This is a genomic window from Bradyrhizobium lupini (assembly GCF_040939785.1).
Lineage (GTDB): Bacteria > Pseudomonadota > Alphaproteobacteria > Rhizobiales > Xanthobacteraceae > Bradyrhizobium > Bradyrhizobium canariense_D.
Map to the genome: position 1 here is coordinate 146,306 of NZ_CP162553.1, position 15,440 is coordinate 161,745.

The window sequence follows — 15,440 nt, forward strand, 5'->3', positions numbered from 1 at the left end:
AGCAGCGTCCAATTCGGCCTGGCACTTGCGGCCGCGACCCGGCAGACGAGCCCTTCCACGAGCCTTAACATTCGTCCTCGGGAAGCCGATCGAGGTAGGCAATCCCGAATCCCGTGAGTTCTTCGGCATCGCTCCCGCGCGCTTCCCATCTCCCTTGCAGATGACGCTCGAGCAGGCAGCGACGGCAATCTGCGGCATCGACGTGGCGATGCCGGGCGCGGTAAACGGACCAAGCAATATCCACCGCCGTTCGCAGCGGGTCGTCGTCTACCATGTTCCAACTCCGAGATGGAGACGTTCATGGGACAGCAACTCGTTACGACGGCGGAAGTTTCCACTTTTTCCCGGAGGCCCGAAGCTGCGCACGGCCACCGCGGGCACAAGCAGGCGCCCTCGGAGAAATCAGGCGACGCGACGAGCCGCCATCTCTCCGGCTAGCAGCAGCGCGGCGCGGCTGGCCCCGATTGATGCAATGCCCTGCCCGGCAATGTCGTACGCGGTGCCGTGCGCGGGCGTGCAGATCGGGAACGGGAAGCCGCCAAGCAAAGTCACGCCACGATCAAAACCCATCAGCTTCATCGCGATCTGGCCCTGGTCGTGATACATCGTCAGCACCGCATCGAAGGCGCCGCCCTTGGCGCGCAGGAATACGGTGTCAGCGGGAAACGGCCCTTCCGCGGCAATACCATCGCGCCGGCCGGCGGCGACCACGGGCGCAATGATGTCGATCTCCTCGCGGCCGAAATTGCCGCCGTCACCGGCGTGCGGATTGAGCCCGGCCACCGCGATGCGCGGCCGCGCAAAGCCGGCGTTGCGCATGCAGGCATCGGTCAGCTTCAGCGCGCGATGGATGCGTTCGCCGGACAGTCGCGCGGCGACGTCCTTGAGCGGGATGTGGGACGTCACGCGGGCGTTCCACAGCCGGTCCAGCACATTGAACTCGCTTGCGGGGGTTTTGAGTCCGACCACTTCGGCGGAGAATGCGATCTCGTCGTCATACTCTGCGCGGGCCAGCCGCATCGCCTGCTTGTTGAACGGCGTAAAGCAGACGGCATCGACCCGGCCGTCGCGGCCGAGCTCGAGCGCATGCTTGTAGTTGGCAAGCGCGAACCTGCCGCCGGCAAGGCTCGCGATCCCCTGCTGGATGTCGCCGGGATCGGGATGGCCGAGATCGACGAACAGAGTCTCGCCCTCCGCCGCGCGCAGATCGGCTCCCTGCTCCACTGTTGTCAGCTCCGGCTCGACGCCGGCAACGCGCGCGCCCGCGTCGAAGATGCGGCGGTCGCCGATCACGACAATCTGGCTGCTGGCGCGGATATCGTCCTGCACCACGAGCTTTGCGGTCAATTCCGGGCTGATGCCGGCGGGATCTCCCATTGCCAATGCAATGAGCGGCTTTGCGGTCATATGATCACTTTCTCCCGAGCGGTCTCTTGAGCTCTCTCTTGCGTTCTCTCTTGGGCTGTCGTCTCGTCGGTGGACGGCGCAGGCTTGCGCAGCAGGCGCGCAAGCTGCAGCACGAGCGGAAGCAGCAAAAGTGCGATGCCGGCCACGATCAGGCATGTCACCAGCTTGTTGGCGAAGAAGATCCCGAGCGATCCCTTGGACATCAGCATCGACTGCCGGAACGCGTCCTCGGCCTTATCCCCGATGACGATCGCGAGCACGAGCGGCGCCAGCGGATAGAACAGCTTCTTGAAGAGATAGCCGACGATGCCGAAGCCGAGCATCATGACGACATCCAGATAGGAGTTCGATACCGAATAGGCGCCGACGACGCAGATGATCACGATCAGCGGCGCGATGATCACGAAGGGAATCCGCATCAGGGCCGCGAAGACCGGAACGGTCAGCAGCACGAGTGCGACGGCGACGATGTTGCCGACATACATCGAGGCAATCAGGCCCCAGACAAAGTCCTTCTGGTCGACGAACAGCATCGGCCCGGGATTGAGGCCCCAGATCATCAGCCCGCCCATCATGACGGCCGCAGTGGCCGAGCCGGGAATGCCGAGCGAGAGCATGGGCAGAAGCGCGCTAGTGCCAGCCGCATGATCGGCCGTCTCCGGCGAGATGATGCCTTCAAGCTCCCCGGTGCCGAAATATCGGCCACGGCGCGAGAAGCGCCGGGCGATGCCGTAGCTCATGAACGACGCCGCAGTCGGGCCACCGGGCGTGATCCCCATCCAGCATCCGATCGCCGCGCTGCGCAACAGCGCAACGCTATGCCGCGGCAGGCGACCGATCGCGCGAAACACCTCGCGCCACTCTATCTTCGACGAGACCGCGCGGGCATGAAACTCCTCTTCGACGGCCACGAGCAGCTCGCCTATGCCGAACAGGCCCATCACCGCGACGACGAAGTTGACGCCCTTGACCAGCTCGTCGACGCCCATGGTGAGGCGCACGCTGCCGGAGACGGTGTCGATGCCGATGGCGGCGATGGCAAAGCCGATCGCCAGCGCGACGACAGTCTTGATCGGAGCAGCCCCGCCCATGCCGACGAAGCTGGCGAAGGCAAGAAAATAGACCGCAAAATATTCCGCCGGCCCGAAGGCGAGTGCGACTTGCGCCACCCATGATGCGAGGAAGGTGATCAGGATGACGCCGATCAGCGCGCCGAATGCCGCCGAGCCGAAGGCGGTGGCGAGCGCCGTCGTCGGCCGTCCATCGCGCGCCATCGGGTAGCCGTCGAAGGTGGTGGCGACAGACGACGGCTCGCCCGGGATGTTGAACAGGATCGAGGTCACGGATCCCCCGAACAACGCGCCCCAATACATGCTGGAGAGCAGGATGATGGCAGAGACCGGCTGCATGCCGAAGGTCAGCGGCAGCAGCAGCGACACCCCGTTCGGAGCACCCAGCCCAGGCAGCACGCCGACGAGAATGCCGAGCAGCACGCCGATCACCATCAGCGCCAGATGCGGCAGCGTGATCGCGATGCTGAAGCCGTGAAGGAGTTCTCCGAGATTGTCCATCGGCCTCTCCCTCAGAAGCCGAACGCCGCGGCGAGCGCGCCGTGCGGCAAGCTCACCTGGAACATGCGCTCGAACACGACGTAGAGCGCAAGCGCTGTCGCCGCCGCCATGCCAAGCGCGCGCGGCACGGATTGTTGTCGGGGGATCGCCAGCACCGCGAAGATGTACAGGGCCGAGGCGACGTACATCCCGGCCAACGGGATCGCAGCCACGAAAATCGCGGCCGGCACGAACAGGCCGGCAAGCCGGCGCAGCTCGATCGATGTGATGGCAATTGGGACGCTGGCGAGCGTCGCGGCCGGCATGACACCTCGAAACAGGTTGTAGAGGCTCCCGAGCACGATGATGATCCCGGTCAGGAACGGAAACGTCCCGGCGTCCACGCCCGCGCTCGACCAGCCGATGCCGTTATCGAGGCTGGAAATGACGACCGCCACACCGAAGCTTCCGGTGAGAACGGCTGTCGCAAGTTCGAGAGCGCGGCGCGATATCATCGAGGGCTCCGGTCAGGCCACGTACAGTGTCCGATTATGGCGCACGTGTTTTCCCAGCGTTCGCTGTCGTTCCGGCGGAGGGGTTTGAGGCGTGCGCCGCCTCACTTGACCAACCAACCCTGCTCGCTCGCAACCAGCCTGACGCGCTCGAGATCCTCCTTGATGAACTTGTCGAACTCGGCACCGGTCAGGAACGTGTCGACCTGGGAGGTTTTCTCGATGTAGTCCTTCCAGTCCGGCGTCGCCTGCACCTTCTTCATCAGGTCAACATAGAACGCGGCCTGGTCCGGCGTGACCTTGCCGGGGAGCCACACTGTGCGCGGCTGCTCATACTGCTTGATGTCGAGGCCCTGCTCGACGCAGGTCGGAACATCACCCCAGCCTTCGGTCGCGGTGACCTTGGCGCCCTGCGGCAGCCGCTTCGGGCTGAAGACGCAAAGCGGGCGCTGGGTGGCGCCACGCCATTGCCCGAGACTCTCGCTGGGATTGTTGACGTGAGAGTCGAGGTGTCCGCCGGCGAGCTGCACGGCGGTCTCGGCGCCGCTCTTGAAGGGAATATAGGTCAGCTTGATGTGGCCGGCCTTCTCGATCATGCGGGTCAGCACCTCGTCGGTATCCTTTGACTGCGCGCCGCCCATCTTGAACTCGCCTGATGCGGCCGCCTTCAGATAATCGCCCGCCGTCTTGTAGGGCGCGTCCTGCTTGACCCAGAGCAGGAACTCGTCCTGCGCCATCGCCGCGATCGGGGTGAGATCGGTGTAGTTGAAAGCGACCTTGGAGACGAGCGGCTGCTGCCAGGCATTCGACGTGCCGAAGATCACCTTGTAGGGATCGCCGGCGGACGCCTTGCCGTAGACATAGCCTTCCGCGCCGCTGCCGCCGCCCTTGTTGACGACGACGATCGGCTGCTCCACCAGCTTGTGCTTGGTGATGATGTTCTGCACGGCGCGCGCGAGATTGTCCGTGCCGCCGCCGGGCCCGGCGGTCGCCACGAACTCGATCGGCTTTTGCGGCTGCCAGGCCGGGAGCGCCGGCGTCGTGCCGGCGAGCACAATTGCGGCTGCGGAGAGCAGAAGTTTTGATGTCTGACCCATGATGTCCTCCAGCTTATTTTTGTCTCTTGTTCTTGTTGTTTTCGACGTCCGGTCAGGCGACCCGTTCCTCGCCTCTTCCCGATGCCAACACGATTGCGCCTTCTTGTTCGAGCGCGTCGATCTGCTTCCGGTCGAACCCATGCTCGGCCAGCACCTCGCTTGTATGCTCACCGTAGACCGGCGCGCCCGTGCGCACTTTGCCTGGGGTCTCCGAAAACTTGACCGGCAAGCCGATCGTCTTCACGGGCCCGAGCGTGGAATGCTCGACCTCGACAACCATCTCGCGCGCCAGCGTCTGCGGATCGCTGAGCGCCTCCAGCATGTCGTGCACGGGGCCGCACGGCACGCCCTTCTCGTCCAGTGCCGCCAGCCAGTGCGCGCGCGTGCGGGTGCGGAAGCGCTCGCTCAGAACAGCTTCGAGCTCCTTCAAATTGGCCATGCGGTCGGCGCCGGTGACGAAGCGTGGATCGGCTGCGAGCTCGCTTGCGCCGAGCGCCTCCAGCATCAACAGCCAATGCTTCTTGTTGGCGCCGCCGACCACCAACCAGCCGTCCGAGGCCTCGAACGCCTGATATGGCGCGTTGAGCGGATGCGCCGAACCCATGGCCCGCGGCGCGGTGCCCGCGGCCAGCGCGATGGTCGACTGCCAGTAGGTCTGCACCAGCGCGGCCTCATAGAGCGAGGTCTCGACCCACTGCCCTTCGCCGGTCTTGAGACGGTGCGTGTAGGCCGCGAGGATGCCCATGCTCGCCAGCAGGCCGGCGGTGATGTCGGACAGCGGCGGGCCGCATTTCACGGGCGGACCATCGGGACGTTCGCCGGTAAAGCTCATGATTCCGCTCATGGCCTGGGCGACCAGATCGAAGCCGCGGCGATGCTTGTAGGGTCCGGTGCGGCCGAAGCCAGACAGCGAGCAATAGATCAGCGTTGGATGCTGCTTGTGCAGGTCGTCATAGCCGAAGCCGAGGCGCTCCATGGCGCCCGGCGCAAAATTCTCGACCAGCACGTCGGCGCCCGCGATCAGCCGCCGCAACACCTGCTTGCCGCCATCGGTCTTCAGATCCAGCACGATGCCGCGCTTGTTGCGGTTCATCATCAGGAAGGAGGCCGCCTCGTCGCCGATCTTCGGCGGCACCGAATGGCGGGTGTCGTCACCGTTCGGCGATTTCTCGATCTTGATGACGTCGGCGCCCATATCGGCCAGCATCAAGGTGCAGGTCGGCCCTGCCATGACATGGGTGAGATCGATGACCTTGAGGCCGGCAAGCGGCCCCGAACGGCCGGAGGTTGATTGCGAGCGATCGCTTTGCATCGGGGCGTCCTATTGGCCGCGCCATTGCGGCGCGCGCTTGGTGAGGAAAGCATCGAGCCCTTCGCGAAAATCCTGGCTCGTGTAGCACATCAGGATGAGGTCTTCGCCCTCGTCGGGCGTCAGGCGCCTTTGCAGGCGCGCCACGGCCTGCTTGGTCGCATTCAGCGTCAGCGGCGCGTGGCTGGCGAGCAATTTGGCAACCTCGTCCGCGCGCCTTTCGAGCGCGGCGATATCCTCGACGACCTCGCCGAGCAGCCCGACACTGGCAGCCTCGGTCGCGTCGACGAGCCGCGCCGTGAAGATCAGATCCTTGACGCGGGCGGCGCCGATCAGCGCGGTGAGACGACTGACATTGGACATCGACAGGCAGTTGCCGAGCGTGCGGGCAATGGGAAAGCCGATTTTCGCGCTTTGGGTGCCGATGCGGAGGTCACATGCCGCGGCAATGCCCGCGCCGCCGCCGGTGCAGAACCCGTTGATCGCTGCGATGGTCGGCACGCGGCACTGCTCGAGCGTGGTCAGCACCCGATCGATGCGGTTCTCGTAGTCGATCGCGTCCTGCGGCGACTTGAAATCGCGGAACTGATTGATGTCGGTGCCCGCGGCAAACGCCTTGTCGCCGGCCCCGCGCAGCACCAGTACCTTGATCGCGTGATCGTCGTTGATCTCCTCGCAGATCGCGGCGAGCCGCTCATACATCGCGAAAGTGAAGGCGTTGCGCGCCTGCGGGCGGTTGAAGGTGATCCGCCCGATCCCGTCCTGGCGCTCGAAAACGAGGTCTTCCGCCTTCACCTGCTGGTCCATTTCCTCATTGTCCTTCTACTTTTTCTCCATTTTTGAATGCAAAATTGTCGATTTACAAGCTGGAACTTGCCTTAATCGGAATGTAGCTTCATTTTTGCATTCAAATGGACTTCAGACCCATGCTTCATGAGGAAGTCGTCGGCCGCATCCGGGCCATCCTGCTCGACGGCGAAATCCCGCCGGGCGCGCGGATTCCCGAGCGTGAGCTGTGCGAGCGGCTCCAGATATCGCGCACCCCGCTACGCGAGGCGCTCAAGGTGCTCGCCGCCGAAGGTCTCGTGCAGCTCCTGCCCCACCGCGGCTCGCGTGCGGCAAAACTGACCGACAAGGACATGCGCGACCTGTTCGAGGTTTGCCAAGGCCTCGAAGCGCTCGCCGGCGAACTCGCCTGCGAACGCATCACCGATGCCGAGATCGCCGCGATCGCCGCCGCGCACGCTGACATGGTGCGACATTATCGCGAACGCGATCTGATCCAGTACTATCGCGGCAACCGCGCCATTCACGAAGCCATCGTCGCTGCGGCCGGAAACCCGGTGCTCGCGGGGTTGTATGCGTCCGTGACCGCGCGCATCCGGCGCGCGCGTTATGTCACGCCGATGACGGCCGAGCGCTGGGCGGTCGCCTTGCAGGAGCATGACGCCATCCTGAATGCCCTGCAGAGGCGCGACGGCGTCGGCCTCGCCCATATCCTGCGCGCGCATCTGCGCCACAAGCGCGAAGAGGTTTTGCAGGCGGGCTTTGCCGAAACGGAAGGGAGCGAGCCCACGCCGAGAATTGCGTGAGCCATAGGTTCGCGACGTACAAAGAATCTTGCGGTCACGCCAGATCGGGCGGCCAGCAGACACAATCACGACACAATCATTGATTGCTTTTGGCCGTACTGGCACGGATCGTGCTGACGAGGCTCGTCGGCAACGGACGTCTTTTGTCGCGCGCCGGAATTGCGCATCCAACTTCGACAAACCGAGATCATCGCCAAATCAATTCCACTTGCTCGCCTGCCTGAACCGGCGCAGCATTCGACCATCGGCGCGGGCCGAATGTAACGCGCAAGCAATTGCGCAAAACAAAAGACAAAAGCGGAGGAAACGCATGACAATCGATGTCTCACGTCGGTCCTTGTTGACCCTCGGAGCTGGCCTTGGTGCCAGCGCAATGCTCGGCGGCAGCGCCTTGGCGCGCGCTCCCAAGCTCGGCACCCAGACGCCCTACTGGCACCGCTTCGTTCTCGGCGACGCCGAAGTCACCGTCGTGTCCGACGGACCGCTTCCCCTGGGCGATCCCTCGGGCACCTTCACCGGTGTTTCCAAGGAAGAGGTGAAGAAGATGCTCGTCGAGAATTTCCTGTCGCCGGACAATGTCGTGCTCGAGCAGAACTCGCCGATCGTCAACACCGGCGACAAGCTCATCCTGTTCGATACCGGCATGGGCTCATCCAAGATGTTCGGCGCCACCACCGGTCGGCAGCAGAAGAGCATGACCGAGGCCGGCATCAAGCCCGGCGACATCGACGCCGTGGTTTGCTCGCATGCCCATATCGACCACATCGGCGGCATCGTGGACGACGGCGGCAAGCCGCTGTTTCCCAACGCGCAGATCTACATCTCGCAGACCGATTTCGACTTCTGGACCGACGAAGGCAAGCTCGGTAGCGCGGCCAAGGATTTCGTCGTTCACGCCCGCAAGAACCTGCTGCCGGTCCGCGACCGCATCGTGTTCTTCAAGGACGGCCAGGAATTTCTGCCTGGCGTGCAGGCAATCGCAGCGCCCGGTCATACCGTCGGCCACACCATCTTCATGGTCTCGTCGGCCGGCAAGTCCTTCGCCTTCCTTGGTGACCTGTCGCATCATCCCGTCCTGCTGCTCGAGCGGCCGCGGATGGAATTCTCCTACGACACGGACCCGAAGCAGGCGGCCGAGTCACGCGTAAAACTGCTGACCATGCTTGCTGCGAACAAGACGCCCGTGATGTCCTATCACTTCGCCTGGCCGGGCTATGGCCATGTCGCCAAGGCGGGTGAAGGATTCCACTATTATCCCGAACCGATGCAGATGACTTTGTAATCGCCGGATCTGGTCCGGGCGACGCACCGCCGCCCGGACCATCCGAACGATCACCGCCGTCCGACTGGCCGGTAAAGAACTTCAAATTGCGTGATGCCTCCGGCGGCGTTGGCGAACATTACTTCCTAGTTGCAAGTTAAGTTCATTTCGCTCAATTGCGTTTGGGAGCGTCAATGTCCCGCGAGAACGATGGTTTTGTCTTCCATCGCGACCTGCTCCAATGGGTCCCGGATGTTATCTATCGGGCCGTCAACTTCTTTGTCACATGGGACAAACTGCCGACCCTGCTCGGAGCCGCCAATCTCTCGGCGTTCCGCGACCGGCTGCGGGAGCGCAATCTGCACCATACCGGCTACGGCACGTCATCGCCTCGCTGGAACACGGGCAATGACCGGTGGCGTTCCGCCGACGGCTCGTTCAACAGCCTCGACCATCCGCGCATGGGGATGGCTGGCGCCCGGTTCGGACGTAACTTCGCGCTGTCCGAATGCGTACCGGACAGCCTGGACGATTTGCTCGAACCCAGTCCGCGCGTGATCTCGGAGGAATTGCTGGCGCGCCACGAATTTATTCCGGCGACCAGCCTCAATCTGCTGGCCGCCGCCTGGATCCAGTTCGAAACGCATAATTGGTTCAGCCATGGGGCCCCTAAGTCGGGAAACGAGTTCAAAATTCCGCTGACGCCAAACGACGAATGGCCGGCCCATGAGCGGATCGACGGCTGCATGAAGATCCGTCGGACCGTTTGCGACGGGACGCCACGTGAACCATGGCTCGGCGCGACCCCCACGTTCCGCAACCTCAACTCGCACTGGTGGGACGCCGGACAAATCTACGGCAGCGACCGCGCAAGGCAGATGCAGATCCGTTCCGGGGCAGATGGGAAGATCGCGGTCGGCGATGATGGGATGCTTCCAGCCGATCCGGTGCATCCCGGCGCCGATCTCACCGGCTTCAACGACAATTGGTGGGTGGGGCTCAGCCTGCTGCACAACCTCTTCGCACGCGAGCACAATGTCATCTGCGACGGCTTGAAGGCGCGGTATCCGACCTGGAAGGACGAGGAGCTATTCCAGCATGCGCGCCTGATCAACGCGGCCCTGATCGCCAAGATCCACACCGTCGAATGGACGCCAGGCATCCTCGGCCATCCCGCACTGGACTTCAGTATGCACGCCAACTGGTCGGGGATCCCGTGCCAGGTGCTGCGCGCGGTGCTCGGCAAGAACAGCGAAGCCGCCTTTGGTATCGTCGGCTCTCCGACGGATCAGCACAGCGCGCCTTACGCGATGACGGAGGAATTCACCGCCGTGTACCGCCTGCACCCGTTGATCCCGGAAAACCTTGATGTACGGCGGCTCGATACCACTGAGGTTACCCCTAGCAATCTCGTCCATATGCAGGGCCCCGCCTCCCGCAAGTTCATGCAGACTCACGGCTTCGCCAACCTGCTGTACTCGTTCGGCACCGCTCATCCCGGCGCCATTCGCCTCCACAATTTTCCCAACTTCCTGCGCCAGTTCACGAAAGACGGCCAGCCGCTGCTGGACGTGGCCGCGATCGATATCATGCGTGATCGCGAGCGCGGCGTGCCGCGCTACAACCGGTTCCGCGAACTGGTCGGCAAGAAGCGGGTCAACACATTCGAGGAAATCACCAGCATCCCCGGCGCGGCCAGGAAGATGCGCGCGATCTACAAGGGCGACGTCGATCGCGTTGATCTGATGGTCGGACTATTGGCCGAAGACCTGCCGGACGGTTTTGGCTTCAGCGATACCGCCTTCCGCATTTTCATCCTGATGGCATCGCGGCGCCTCAAGAGCGACCGGTTCTTCACCGATGACTACCGGGCGGAAGTCTACACCAATTTCGGTCTGGACTGGATCCACAACAACGGAATGAAATCGGTGCTGCTGCGGCATATGCCGCAACTCGGACCGGCGCTCGAGGGCGTCAACAACGCCTTCGCCCCGTGGAACGTCCTGCGAGGCTGAGCCTTGGCCCATATGTTCAGCATTCCGGGCCTCGTCCGCCTCGGATGAGCGTCAGCCGCCCTAGCACCCGAGCTTGTCGGCGATCCCACCAAAATCCTTGGCGACGATGTCCCAATTGCCGGTGGCCTGGAAATCGACCTTCTGAAGCGGACCGTATTCGGTCGGCCGCGCCACGAAGGCCGTCTTCAGCCCGTTCTTCTGCGCGGCGGCGAGATCGCCGTTGTGGGCCGCGACCATCATCACCTGCTCCGGCTTGAGGCCGAGCAGGCGCGCGGCGCCGAGATAGGTTTCGGGATCGGGCTTGTAGTGCTCGAACAGCTCGGCCGACATGATGAGGTCCCAGGGAAGCCCTGCGAACTTCGCCATGTTGGTGAGCAGCGCGACATTGCCGTTCGACAGCGGCGAGATCACGAATTTCGTCTTCAGTCGGGTCAGGCCGGCGACGCTGTCGGGCCACGGGTGCAAGCGGTGCCACCCCTTGGTGAGGTGATCGAGATCGGCCTCGGTCAGGCTTGGAATCGAAAATTGCGCGACCAGTTTTTCGAGCGAGCGGCGATGCAGATCATCGAGCATGACGTAGCCGCGCTCGGGATGTTTGCGCACGTCATCCATCGAAGCCATGTACATGCCGCGCCAGCCGTCGACCAAGGCGGTCCAGTCGGCGCTGATGCCGCGGCCCTTCGCCCACCAGATGAAGTCGGTGATCAGGCTGGTGCGCCAGTCGACGACGGTGCCGAACACGTCGAAGACCAGGGCTTTGACGGCGGAGAGGTCGGACATGTGCGCTTCCTCTTTTTGTTGTTCGTCATTCGGGGACTCTCGTCAGAGCGGCCCCAGAATCCAGAGGTTATTGGCACGAGATTCCGGCCTCGACGCTGTCGCGCCGTCCTGAATGACGGCAGTCGTCAGTCGAGGTGGAATTTCGCCAGCTCGCGGTGCTCGGCCTTGATGTAGCGCACGGTGCCGGTGACGGAGCGCATCACCACCGTCTCGGTCTCGATCACGCCGTCCTTGCGGAATTTGACGCCCGACAGCAGCGAGCCCGTGGTGACGCCGGTGGCTGCGAACAGGCAGTCGCCGCGCGCCATGTCCTCGATGCCGTAGATCATCTTGGGATCGCTGACGCCCATCTTGGCGGCGCGCTCGCGCTTCTCGTCGGAGTCGAGGATGAGACGGCACTGCATCTGGCCGCCAATGCAGCGCAGCGCCACGGCCGCGAGCACGCCTTCCGGCGCGCCGCCGGTGCCGAGATACATGTCGACGCCGGTATTGTCGGGGTCGGCGCAGTGGATCACGCCGGCGACGTCGCCGTCAGTGATCAGGCGCACGGCGGCGCCAGTCGATCGCACGCTCTCGATGATGCTGGCATGGCGTGGCCGGTCGAGCACGAGAACGGTGATGCCGTCGGGCTTGACGCCCTTGGCCTTGGCGAGCCGGCGGACGTTTTCGGCCGGTGTCGCATCGAGCTCGACGACGCCCTTGTCGTAACCGGGACCGATCGCGAGCTTCTGCATATAGACGTCGGGGGCGTGCAGCAGCGTGCCGCCGTCGGCCATCGCCATGGTGGCAATCGAGCCCGGCATGTTCTTGGCGCACAGCGTGGTGCCTTCAAGCGGATCGACGGCGATGTCGACCTGCGGGCCGGCGTTCATGCCGACCTTCTCGCCGATGAAGAGCATCGGCGCCTCGTCGCGCTCGCCCTCGCCGATGACGATGGTGCCCTCGATCGGCAGCTTGTTGAGCTCGCGCCGCATCGCGTCCACCGCGGCCTGGTCGGCCGCCTTCTCGTTGCCGTGCCCGCGCAGACGCGCCGAAGACACCGCCGCCCGCTCCGTCACACGCACAATCTCCAGCGTGAGAATGCGCTCGAGCAATGCTTGCGGCGGGACTGAAATATGGGTCGACATCGGCTCACTCCTTCGAAACAGTTTTGGACGGACATCTCCGCCGCATCAACTCGTAACACCCACAGTTCGTTCGAACCGTGTCAGTTCTTCTCGATCCTGATGACCTGCGGCCGTCCGCTGATCACCTTGTCCTTCTGCACGGCCGCGAGCGCACGGCGCACGGCGTCCTCATGCGTGGCATAGGTGATGAGAATGACAGGCACCGGGACCGCCTTGCCGTCTGCCAGCGCAGCGCCGCCATTGGGATGGCGCTGCACGATCGACTCGATTGAAATCTTCTGCTCCGCGAGCCGGGTCGCGATCGCAGCCGCGGTGCCCGGGAAATCGCGTGCCAGAAGGCGGATGTAGTAGCCGCCCTCGTGGCGCTCCATCGGCGCCTTCTTGGTGTCGCGCAGCTGCGAAATCGGCCGGCCGAACGGATTGGCGCGAATGCCGCGCGCAACGTCGGCGATGTCGGCGACGACGGCGGATGCGGTCGCGGCGCCACCGGCACCGGGGCCGACCAGCGTGATCGGCGGGATGCCCTCGCCATCGATCGTGACCGCGTTGGTGACACCCATCACCTGCGCTATCGAGGAGGATTTCGGAACCATGGTCGGATGCACGCGCTGCTCGATGCCCGTGGCGGTGCGAACCGCGACGCCGAGCAGCTTGAGCCGGTAACCGAGATCGTCAGCGGCACGGAGATCTTCCGGCGCGATGGAGGAGATACCTTCGACATACACCGCGCTTTGAGCAACTTTCGTGCCGAAAGCGAGGCTGGCGAGAATGGCGAGCTTTTGCGCGGTATCGTGGCCGTCGACGTCGAATGACGGATCGGCCTCGGCATAGCCGAGCCGTTGCGCGTCCTTCAGGCATTCGGCGAAGGACAGGCCCTCCTGCTCCATCCGGGTCAGGATGTAATTGCAGGTGCCGTTGAGGATGCCGTAGACCCGGTTGATGCCGGTTCCGGCAAGACCTTCGCGTAACGTCTTGATGACAGGGATCGCAGCGCCGACGGCTGCCTCGAAATTCAGCGCGCCGCCGTGCTTTTCGGCGGCCTTTGCCAGCTTGAGGCCGTGCTTTGCCAGCAACGCCTTGTTGGCGGTGACGACGGACTTGCCGGCGGCGAGCGCGGCCTCGACCGCCGCCAGCGCGGGATCGCCCGCGCCGCCCATCAGTTCGACGAAGCAGTCGATGCCCGGATGCGTGGCGAGGGCAAGCGGATCCTTGACCCATTCGATGCCGCGCAGATCGACGCCGCGCTTCTTCGCCTTCGAGCGTGCGGTGACGGCGACGACACGGATGCCACGGCCGCTGCGGCCGGCAAGCACCCGCGCCTGCGTTTCGATCAGACGGACAACTTCGGCGCCCACGGTGCCGAGCCCCGCTATGCCCACTTTCAGGGGTGCAACCATGATGCCTTGGAAAACCTGCGGAAGAGAACTTAACGCCGAGTGGCGAGCGGAACGACGTTGTGCAACGTTTCGATGCCGCTTTCAAGGAAGCGGCGCACGCCACGCGCGGCCTGCCTGATCCGTTGCTCGTTTTCCACCATGGCGATGCGGACATATCCTTCGCCATGCTCGCCGAAGCCGACGCCGGGCGAGACCGCGACACCGGATTTCTCCACCATCAGGGTCGCGAACTGCATGCTGCCGACGCTGCGGAAGGCTTCCGGCAGCGGCACCCAGGCGAACATCGATGCTTCCGGCGGCGGGATCTCCCAGCCGGCACGGCCGAACGATTCCACCAGCGCGTCGCGCCGCTTGCGGTAGGTGTCGCGCATCTCCTTGATGCAATCGTCCGGTCCGTTCAGCGCGGCGGTCGCTGCGACCTGGATCGGCGTGAACGCACCGTAGTCGAGATAGGATTTGACGCGGCCGAGTGCCGCAATCACGCGCTCGTTGCCGACCGCGAAGCCCATGCGCCAGCCAGCCATCGAATAGGTCTTCGACATCGAGGTGAACTCGACGGCAACGTCCATCGCGCCCGGCACCTGGAGCACCGAAGGCGGCGGGTTGCTTTCGTCGAAATAAACCTCGGCATAAGCGAGATCCGACAGGATCAGGATCTCGTGCTTCTTCGCGAACGCGACCAGGTCCTTGTAGAAGTCGAGGCTCGCGACATAGGCGGTCGGGTTCGAAGGATAGCAGACCACGAGCGCCAGCGGCTTCGGGATCGAATGCACGATCGCCCGCTCGACAGCCTCGAAGAATTGCGGCGTCGGCTCCGAGGGCACCGAACGGATCACGCCGCCCGCCATCAAGAAGCCGAAGGCGTGAATCGGGTAGCTCGGATTGGGACAAAGGATGACGTCGCCGGGCGCGGTGATCGCCTGCGCCACGTTGGCAAAGCCCTCCTTGGAGCCGAGCGTCGCCACCACCTGGGTGTCGGGGTTGAGCTTCACGCCGAAGCGGCGGGCGTAGTAGCCGGCCTGGGCCCGGCGCAGCCCGGGGATGCCGCGGGAGGCCGAGTAGCGGTCGGTGCGCGGCTTGCCCAGCGTCTCCTTCAGCTTCTCCAGCACGTGCGCTGGCGCCGGCAGGTCCGGATTGCCCATGCCGAGGTCGATGATGTCGGCGCCGGCGTTCCGCGCAGCTGCCTTGGCCCGGTTGACCTGTTCGAACACGTAAGGCGGAAGGCGGCGGATGCGGTAAAATTCTTCCATGGCTCTCTCAGCTCCGGGCAACCGGTCAGGACAGAATCGACAGGCCATAAAGACCAGGCGGAAGGCGCCCGCATCTCTCGCGAAAATTACTCAAGATCAAATACTTAGAGCAATCATCGACGATGTTGACTGAAGTCGTTCGC

14 protein-coding genes are annotated in these 15,440 nt (G+C 64.0%); 3 read left to right on the forward strand and 11 right to left on the reverse strand.

Going from position 1 to position 15,440, the window contains the following annotated elements; genetic code table 11:
- Positions 1 to 64: 64 nt before the first annotated feature.
- The 7 genes from AB3L03_RS00780 to AB3L03_RS00810 all read right to left on the reverse strand — a co-directional run bounded on the left by AB3L03_RS00780 (position 65) and on the right by AB3L03_RS00810 (position 6,682).
- Entirely contained in the window at positions 65 to 274 is a 210-nt protein-coding gene (locus tag AB3L03_RS00780) for a hypothetical protein (RefSeq protein ID WP_083926364.1), read from the reverse strand.
- Between the two features lie 128 nt (positions 275 to 402).
- Complete coding sequence (locus AB3L03_RS00785; RefSeq protein ID WP_085385275.1) at positions 403 to 1,407, reverse strand: 4-hydroxythreonine-4-phosphate dehydrogenase PdxA; 1,005 nt, start codon at positions 1,405 to 1,407, stop codon at positions 403 to 405.
- Positions 1,404 to 2,978, reverse strand: a complete 1,575-nt coding sequence (locus tag AB3L03_RS00790; RefSeq protein WP_204511111.1) for a tripartite tricarboxylate transporter permease — start codon at positions 2,976 to 2,978, stop codon at positions 1,404 to 1,406. Before AB3L03_RS00790 ends, AB3L03_RS00785 begins: the two co-directional genes overlap by 4 nt.
- A gap of 11 nt (positions 2,979 to 2,989) precedes the next feature.
- Positions 2,990 to 3,472, reverse strand: a complete 483-nt coding sequence (locus AB3L03_RS00795) for a tripartite tricarboxylate transporter TctB family protein (RefSeq protein ID WP_204511110.1) — start codon at positions 3,470 to 3,472, stop codon at positions 2,990 to 2,992.
- A gap of 101 nt (positions 3,473 to 3,573) precedes the next feature.
- A complete protein-coding gene (locus AB3L03_RS00800) occupies positions 3,574 to 4,566 on the reverse strand; it encodes a tripartite tricarboxylate transporter substrate binding protein (protein WP_204511109.1) in 993 nt (330 codons plus the stop codon).
- 52 nt (positions 4,567 to 4,618) lie between these two features.
- Entirely contained in the window at positions 4,619 to 5,878 is a 1,260-nt protein-coding gene (locus tag AB3L03_RS00805) for a CaiB/BaiF CoA-transferase family protein (protein WP_204511108.1), read from the reverse strand.
- 9 nt (positions 5,879 to 5,887) lie between these two features.
- Positions 5,888 to 6,682, reverse strand: a complete 795-nt coding sequence (locus tag AB3L03_RS00810; RefSeq protein WP_018454422.1) for an enoyl-CoA hydratase/isomerase family protein — start codon at positions 6,680 to 6,682, stop codon at positions 5,888 to 5,890.
- A 119-nt stretch (positions 6,683 to 6,801) separates the two neighbouring features.
- On the opposite strand from AB3L03_RS00810, the gene AB3L03_RS00815 reads away from it, so the two are divergent.
- From AB3L03_RS00815 to AB3L03_RS00825, 3 genes are all read left to right on the forward strand, one after another.
- Positions 6,802 to 7,467 (forward strand): GntR family transcriptional regulator, encoded by a 666-nt coding sequence (locus tag AB3L03_RS00815; RefSeq protein ID WP_231188555.1) that lies wholly within the window; start codon positions 6,802 to 6,804, stop codon positions 7,465 to 7,467.
- A 310-nt stretch (positions 7,468 to 7,777) separates the two neighbouring features.
- Entirely contained in the window at positions 7,778 to 8,749 is a 972-nt protein-coding gene (locus AB3L03_RS00820; protein ID WP_204511106.1) for an MBL fold metallo-hydrolase, read from the forward strand.
- Positions 8,750 to 8,922: 173 nt separating this feature from the next.
- Positions 8,923 to 10,743 (forward strand): peroxidase family protein, encoded by a 1,821-nt coding sequence (locus tag AB3L03_RS00825; protein WP_204511105.1) that lies wholly within the window; start codon positions 8,923 to 8,925, stop codon positions 10,741 to 10,743.
- Between the two features lie 60 nt (positions 10,744 to 10,803).
- Here AB3L03_RS00825 and AB3L03_RS00830 read toward each other — a convergent pair whose 3' ends face one another.
- The 4 genes from AB3L03_RS00830 to AB3L03_RS00845 all read right to left on the reverse strand — a co-directional run bounded on the left by AB3L03_RS00830 (position 10,804) and on the right by AB3L03_RS00845 (position 15,297).
- On the reverse strand, positions 10,804 to 11,523 hold the full coding sequence (locus AB3L03_RS00830; RefSeq protein ID WP_085353484.1) for a haloacid dehalogenase type II: 720 nt from the start codon (positions 11,521 to 11,523) through the stop codon (positions 10,804 to 10,806).
- A 125-nt stretch (positions 11,524 to 11,648) separates the two neighbouring features.
- Entirely contained in the window at positions 11,649 to 12,650 is a 1,002-nt protein-coding gene (glpX, locus tag AB3L03_RS00835; protein WP_018454427.1) for a class II fructose-bisphosphatase, read from the reverse strand.
- An 80-nt stretch (positions 12,651 to 12,730) separates the two neighbouring features.
- Positions 12,731 to 14,047, reverse strand: a complete 1,317-nt coding sequence (locus AB3L03_RS00840; RefSeq protein WP_204511104.1) for a homoserine dehydrogenase — start codon at positions 14,045 to 14,047, stop codon at positions 12,731 to 12,733.
- Positions 14,048 to 14,076: 29 nt separating this feature from the next.
- Complete coding sequence (locus AB3L03_RS00845) at positions 14,077 to 15,297, reverse strand: LL-diaminopimelate aminotransferase (RefSeq protein ID WP_018454429.1); 1,221 nt, start codon at positions 15,295 to 15,297, stop codon at positions 14,077 to 14,079.
- Positions 15,298 to 15,440 lie beyond the last annotated feature (143 nt).

What these genes read in the sequence shown, in the direction of transcription:
- AB3L03_RS00780 (WP_083926364.1), bottom strand. Translation starts at nt 274, where the DNA reads ATGGTAGACGACGACCCGCTGCGAACGGCGGTGGATATTGCTTGGTCC.
- AB3L03_RS00785 (WP_085385275.1), bottom strand. Translation starts at nt 1,407, where the DNA reads ATGACCGCAAAGCCGCTCATTGCATTGGCAATGGGAGATCCCGCCGGC.
- AB3L03_RS00790 (WP_204511111.1), bottom strand. Translation starts at nt 2,978, where the DNA reads ATGGACAATCTCGGAGAACTCCTTCACGGCTTCAGCATCGCGATCACG.
- AB3L03_RS00795 (WP_204511110.1), bottom strand. Translation starts at nt 3,472, where the DNA reads ATGATATCGCGCCGCGCTCTCGAACTTGCGACAGCCGTTCTCACCGGA.
- AB3L03_RS00800 (WP_204511109.1), bottom strand. Translation starts at nt 4,566, where the DNA reads ATGGGTCAGACATCAAAACTTCTGCTCTCCGCAGCCGCAATTGTGCTC.
- AB3L03_RS00805 (WP_204511108.1), bottom strand. Translation starts at nt 5,878, where the DNA reads ATGCAAAGCGATCGCTCGCAATCAACCTCCGGCCGTTCGGGGCCGCTT.
- AB3L03_RS00810 (WP_018454422.1), bottom strand. Translation starts at nt 6,682, where the DNA reads ATGGACCAGCAGGTGAAGGCGGAAGACCTCGTTTTCGAGCGCCAGGAC.
- AB3L03_RS00815 (WP_231188555.1), top strand. Translation starts at nt 6,802, where the DNA reads ATGCTTCATGAGGAAGTCGTCGGCCGCATCCGGGCCATCCTGCTCGAC.
- AB3L03_RS00820 (WP_204511106.1), top strand. Translation starts at nt 7,778, where the DNA reads ATGACAATCGATGTCTCACGTCGGTCCTTGTTGACCCTCGGAGCTGGC.
- AB3L03_RS00825 (WP_204511105.1), top strand. Translation starts at nt 8,923, where the DNA reads ATGTCCCGCGAGAACGATGGTTTTGTCTTCCATCGCGACCTGCTCCAA.
- AB3L03_RS00830 (WP_085353484.1), bottom strand. Translation starts at nt 11,523, where the DNA reads ATGTCCGACCTCTCCGCCGTCAAAGCCCTGGTCTTCGACGTGTTCGGC.
- glpX (WP_018454427.1), bottom strand. Translation starts at nt 12,650, where the DNA reads ATGTCGACCCATATTTCAGTCCCGCCGCAAGCATTGCTCGAGCGCATT.
- AB3L03_RS00840 (WP_204511104.1), bottom strand. Translation starts at nt 14,047, where the DNA reads ATGGTTGCACCCCTGAAAGTGGGCATAGCGGGGCTCGGCACCGTGGGC.
- AB3L03_RS00845 (WP_018454429.1), bottom strand. Translation starts at nt 15,297, where the DNA reads ATGGAAGAATTTTACCGCATCCGCCGCCTTCCGCCTTACGTGTTCGAA.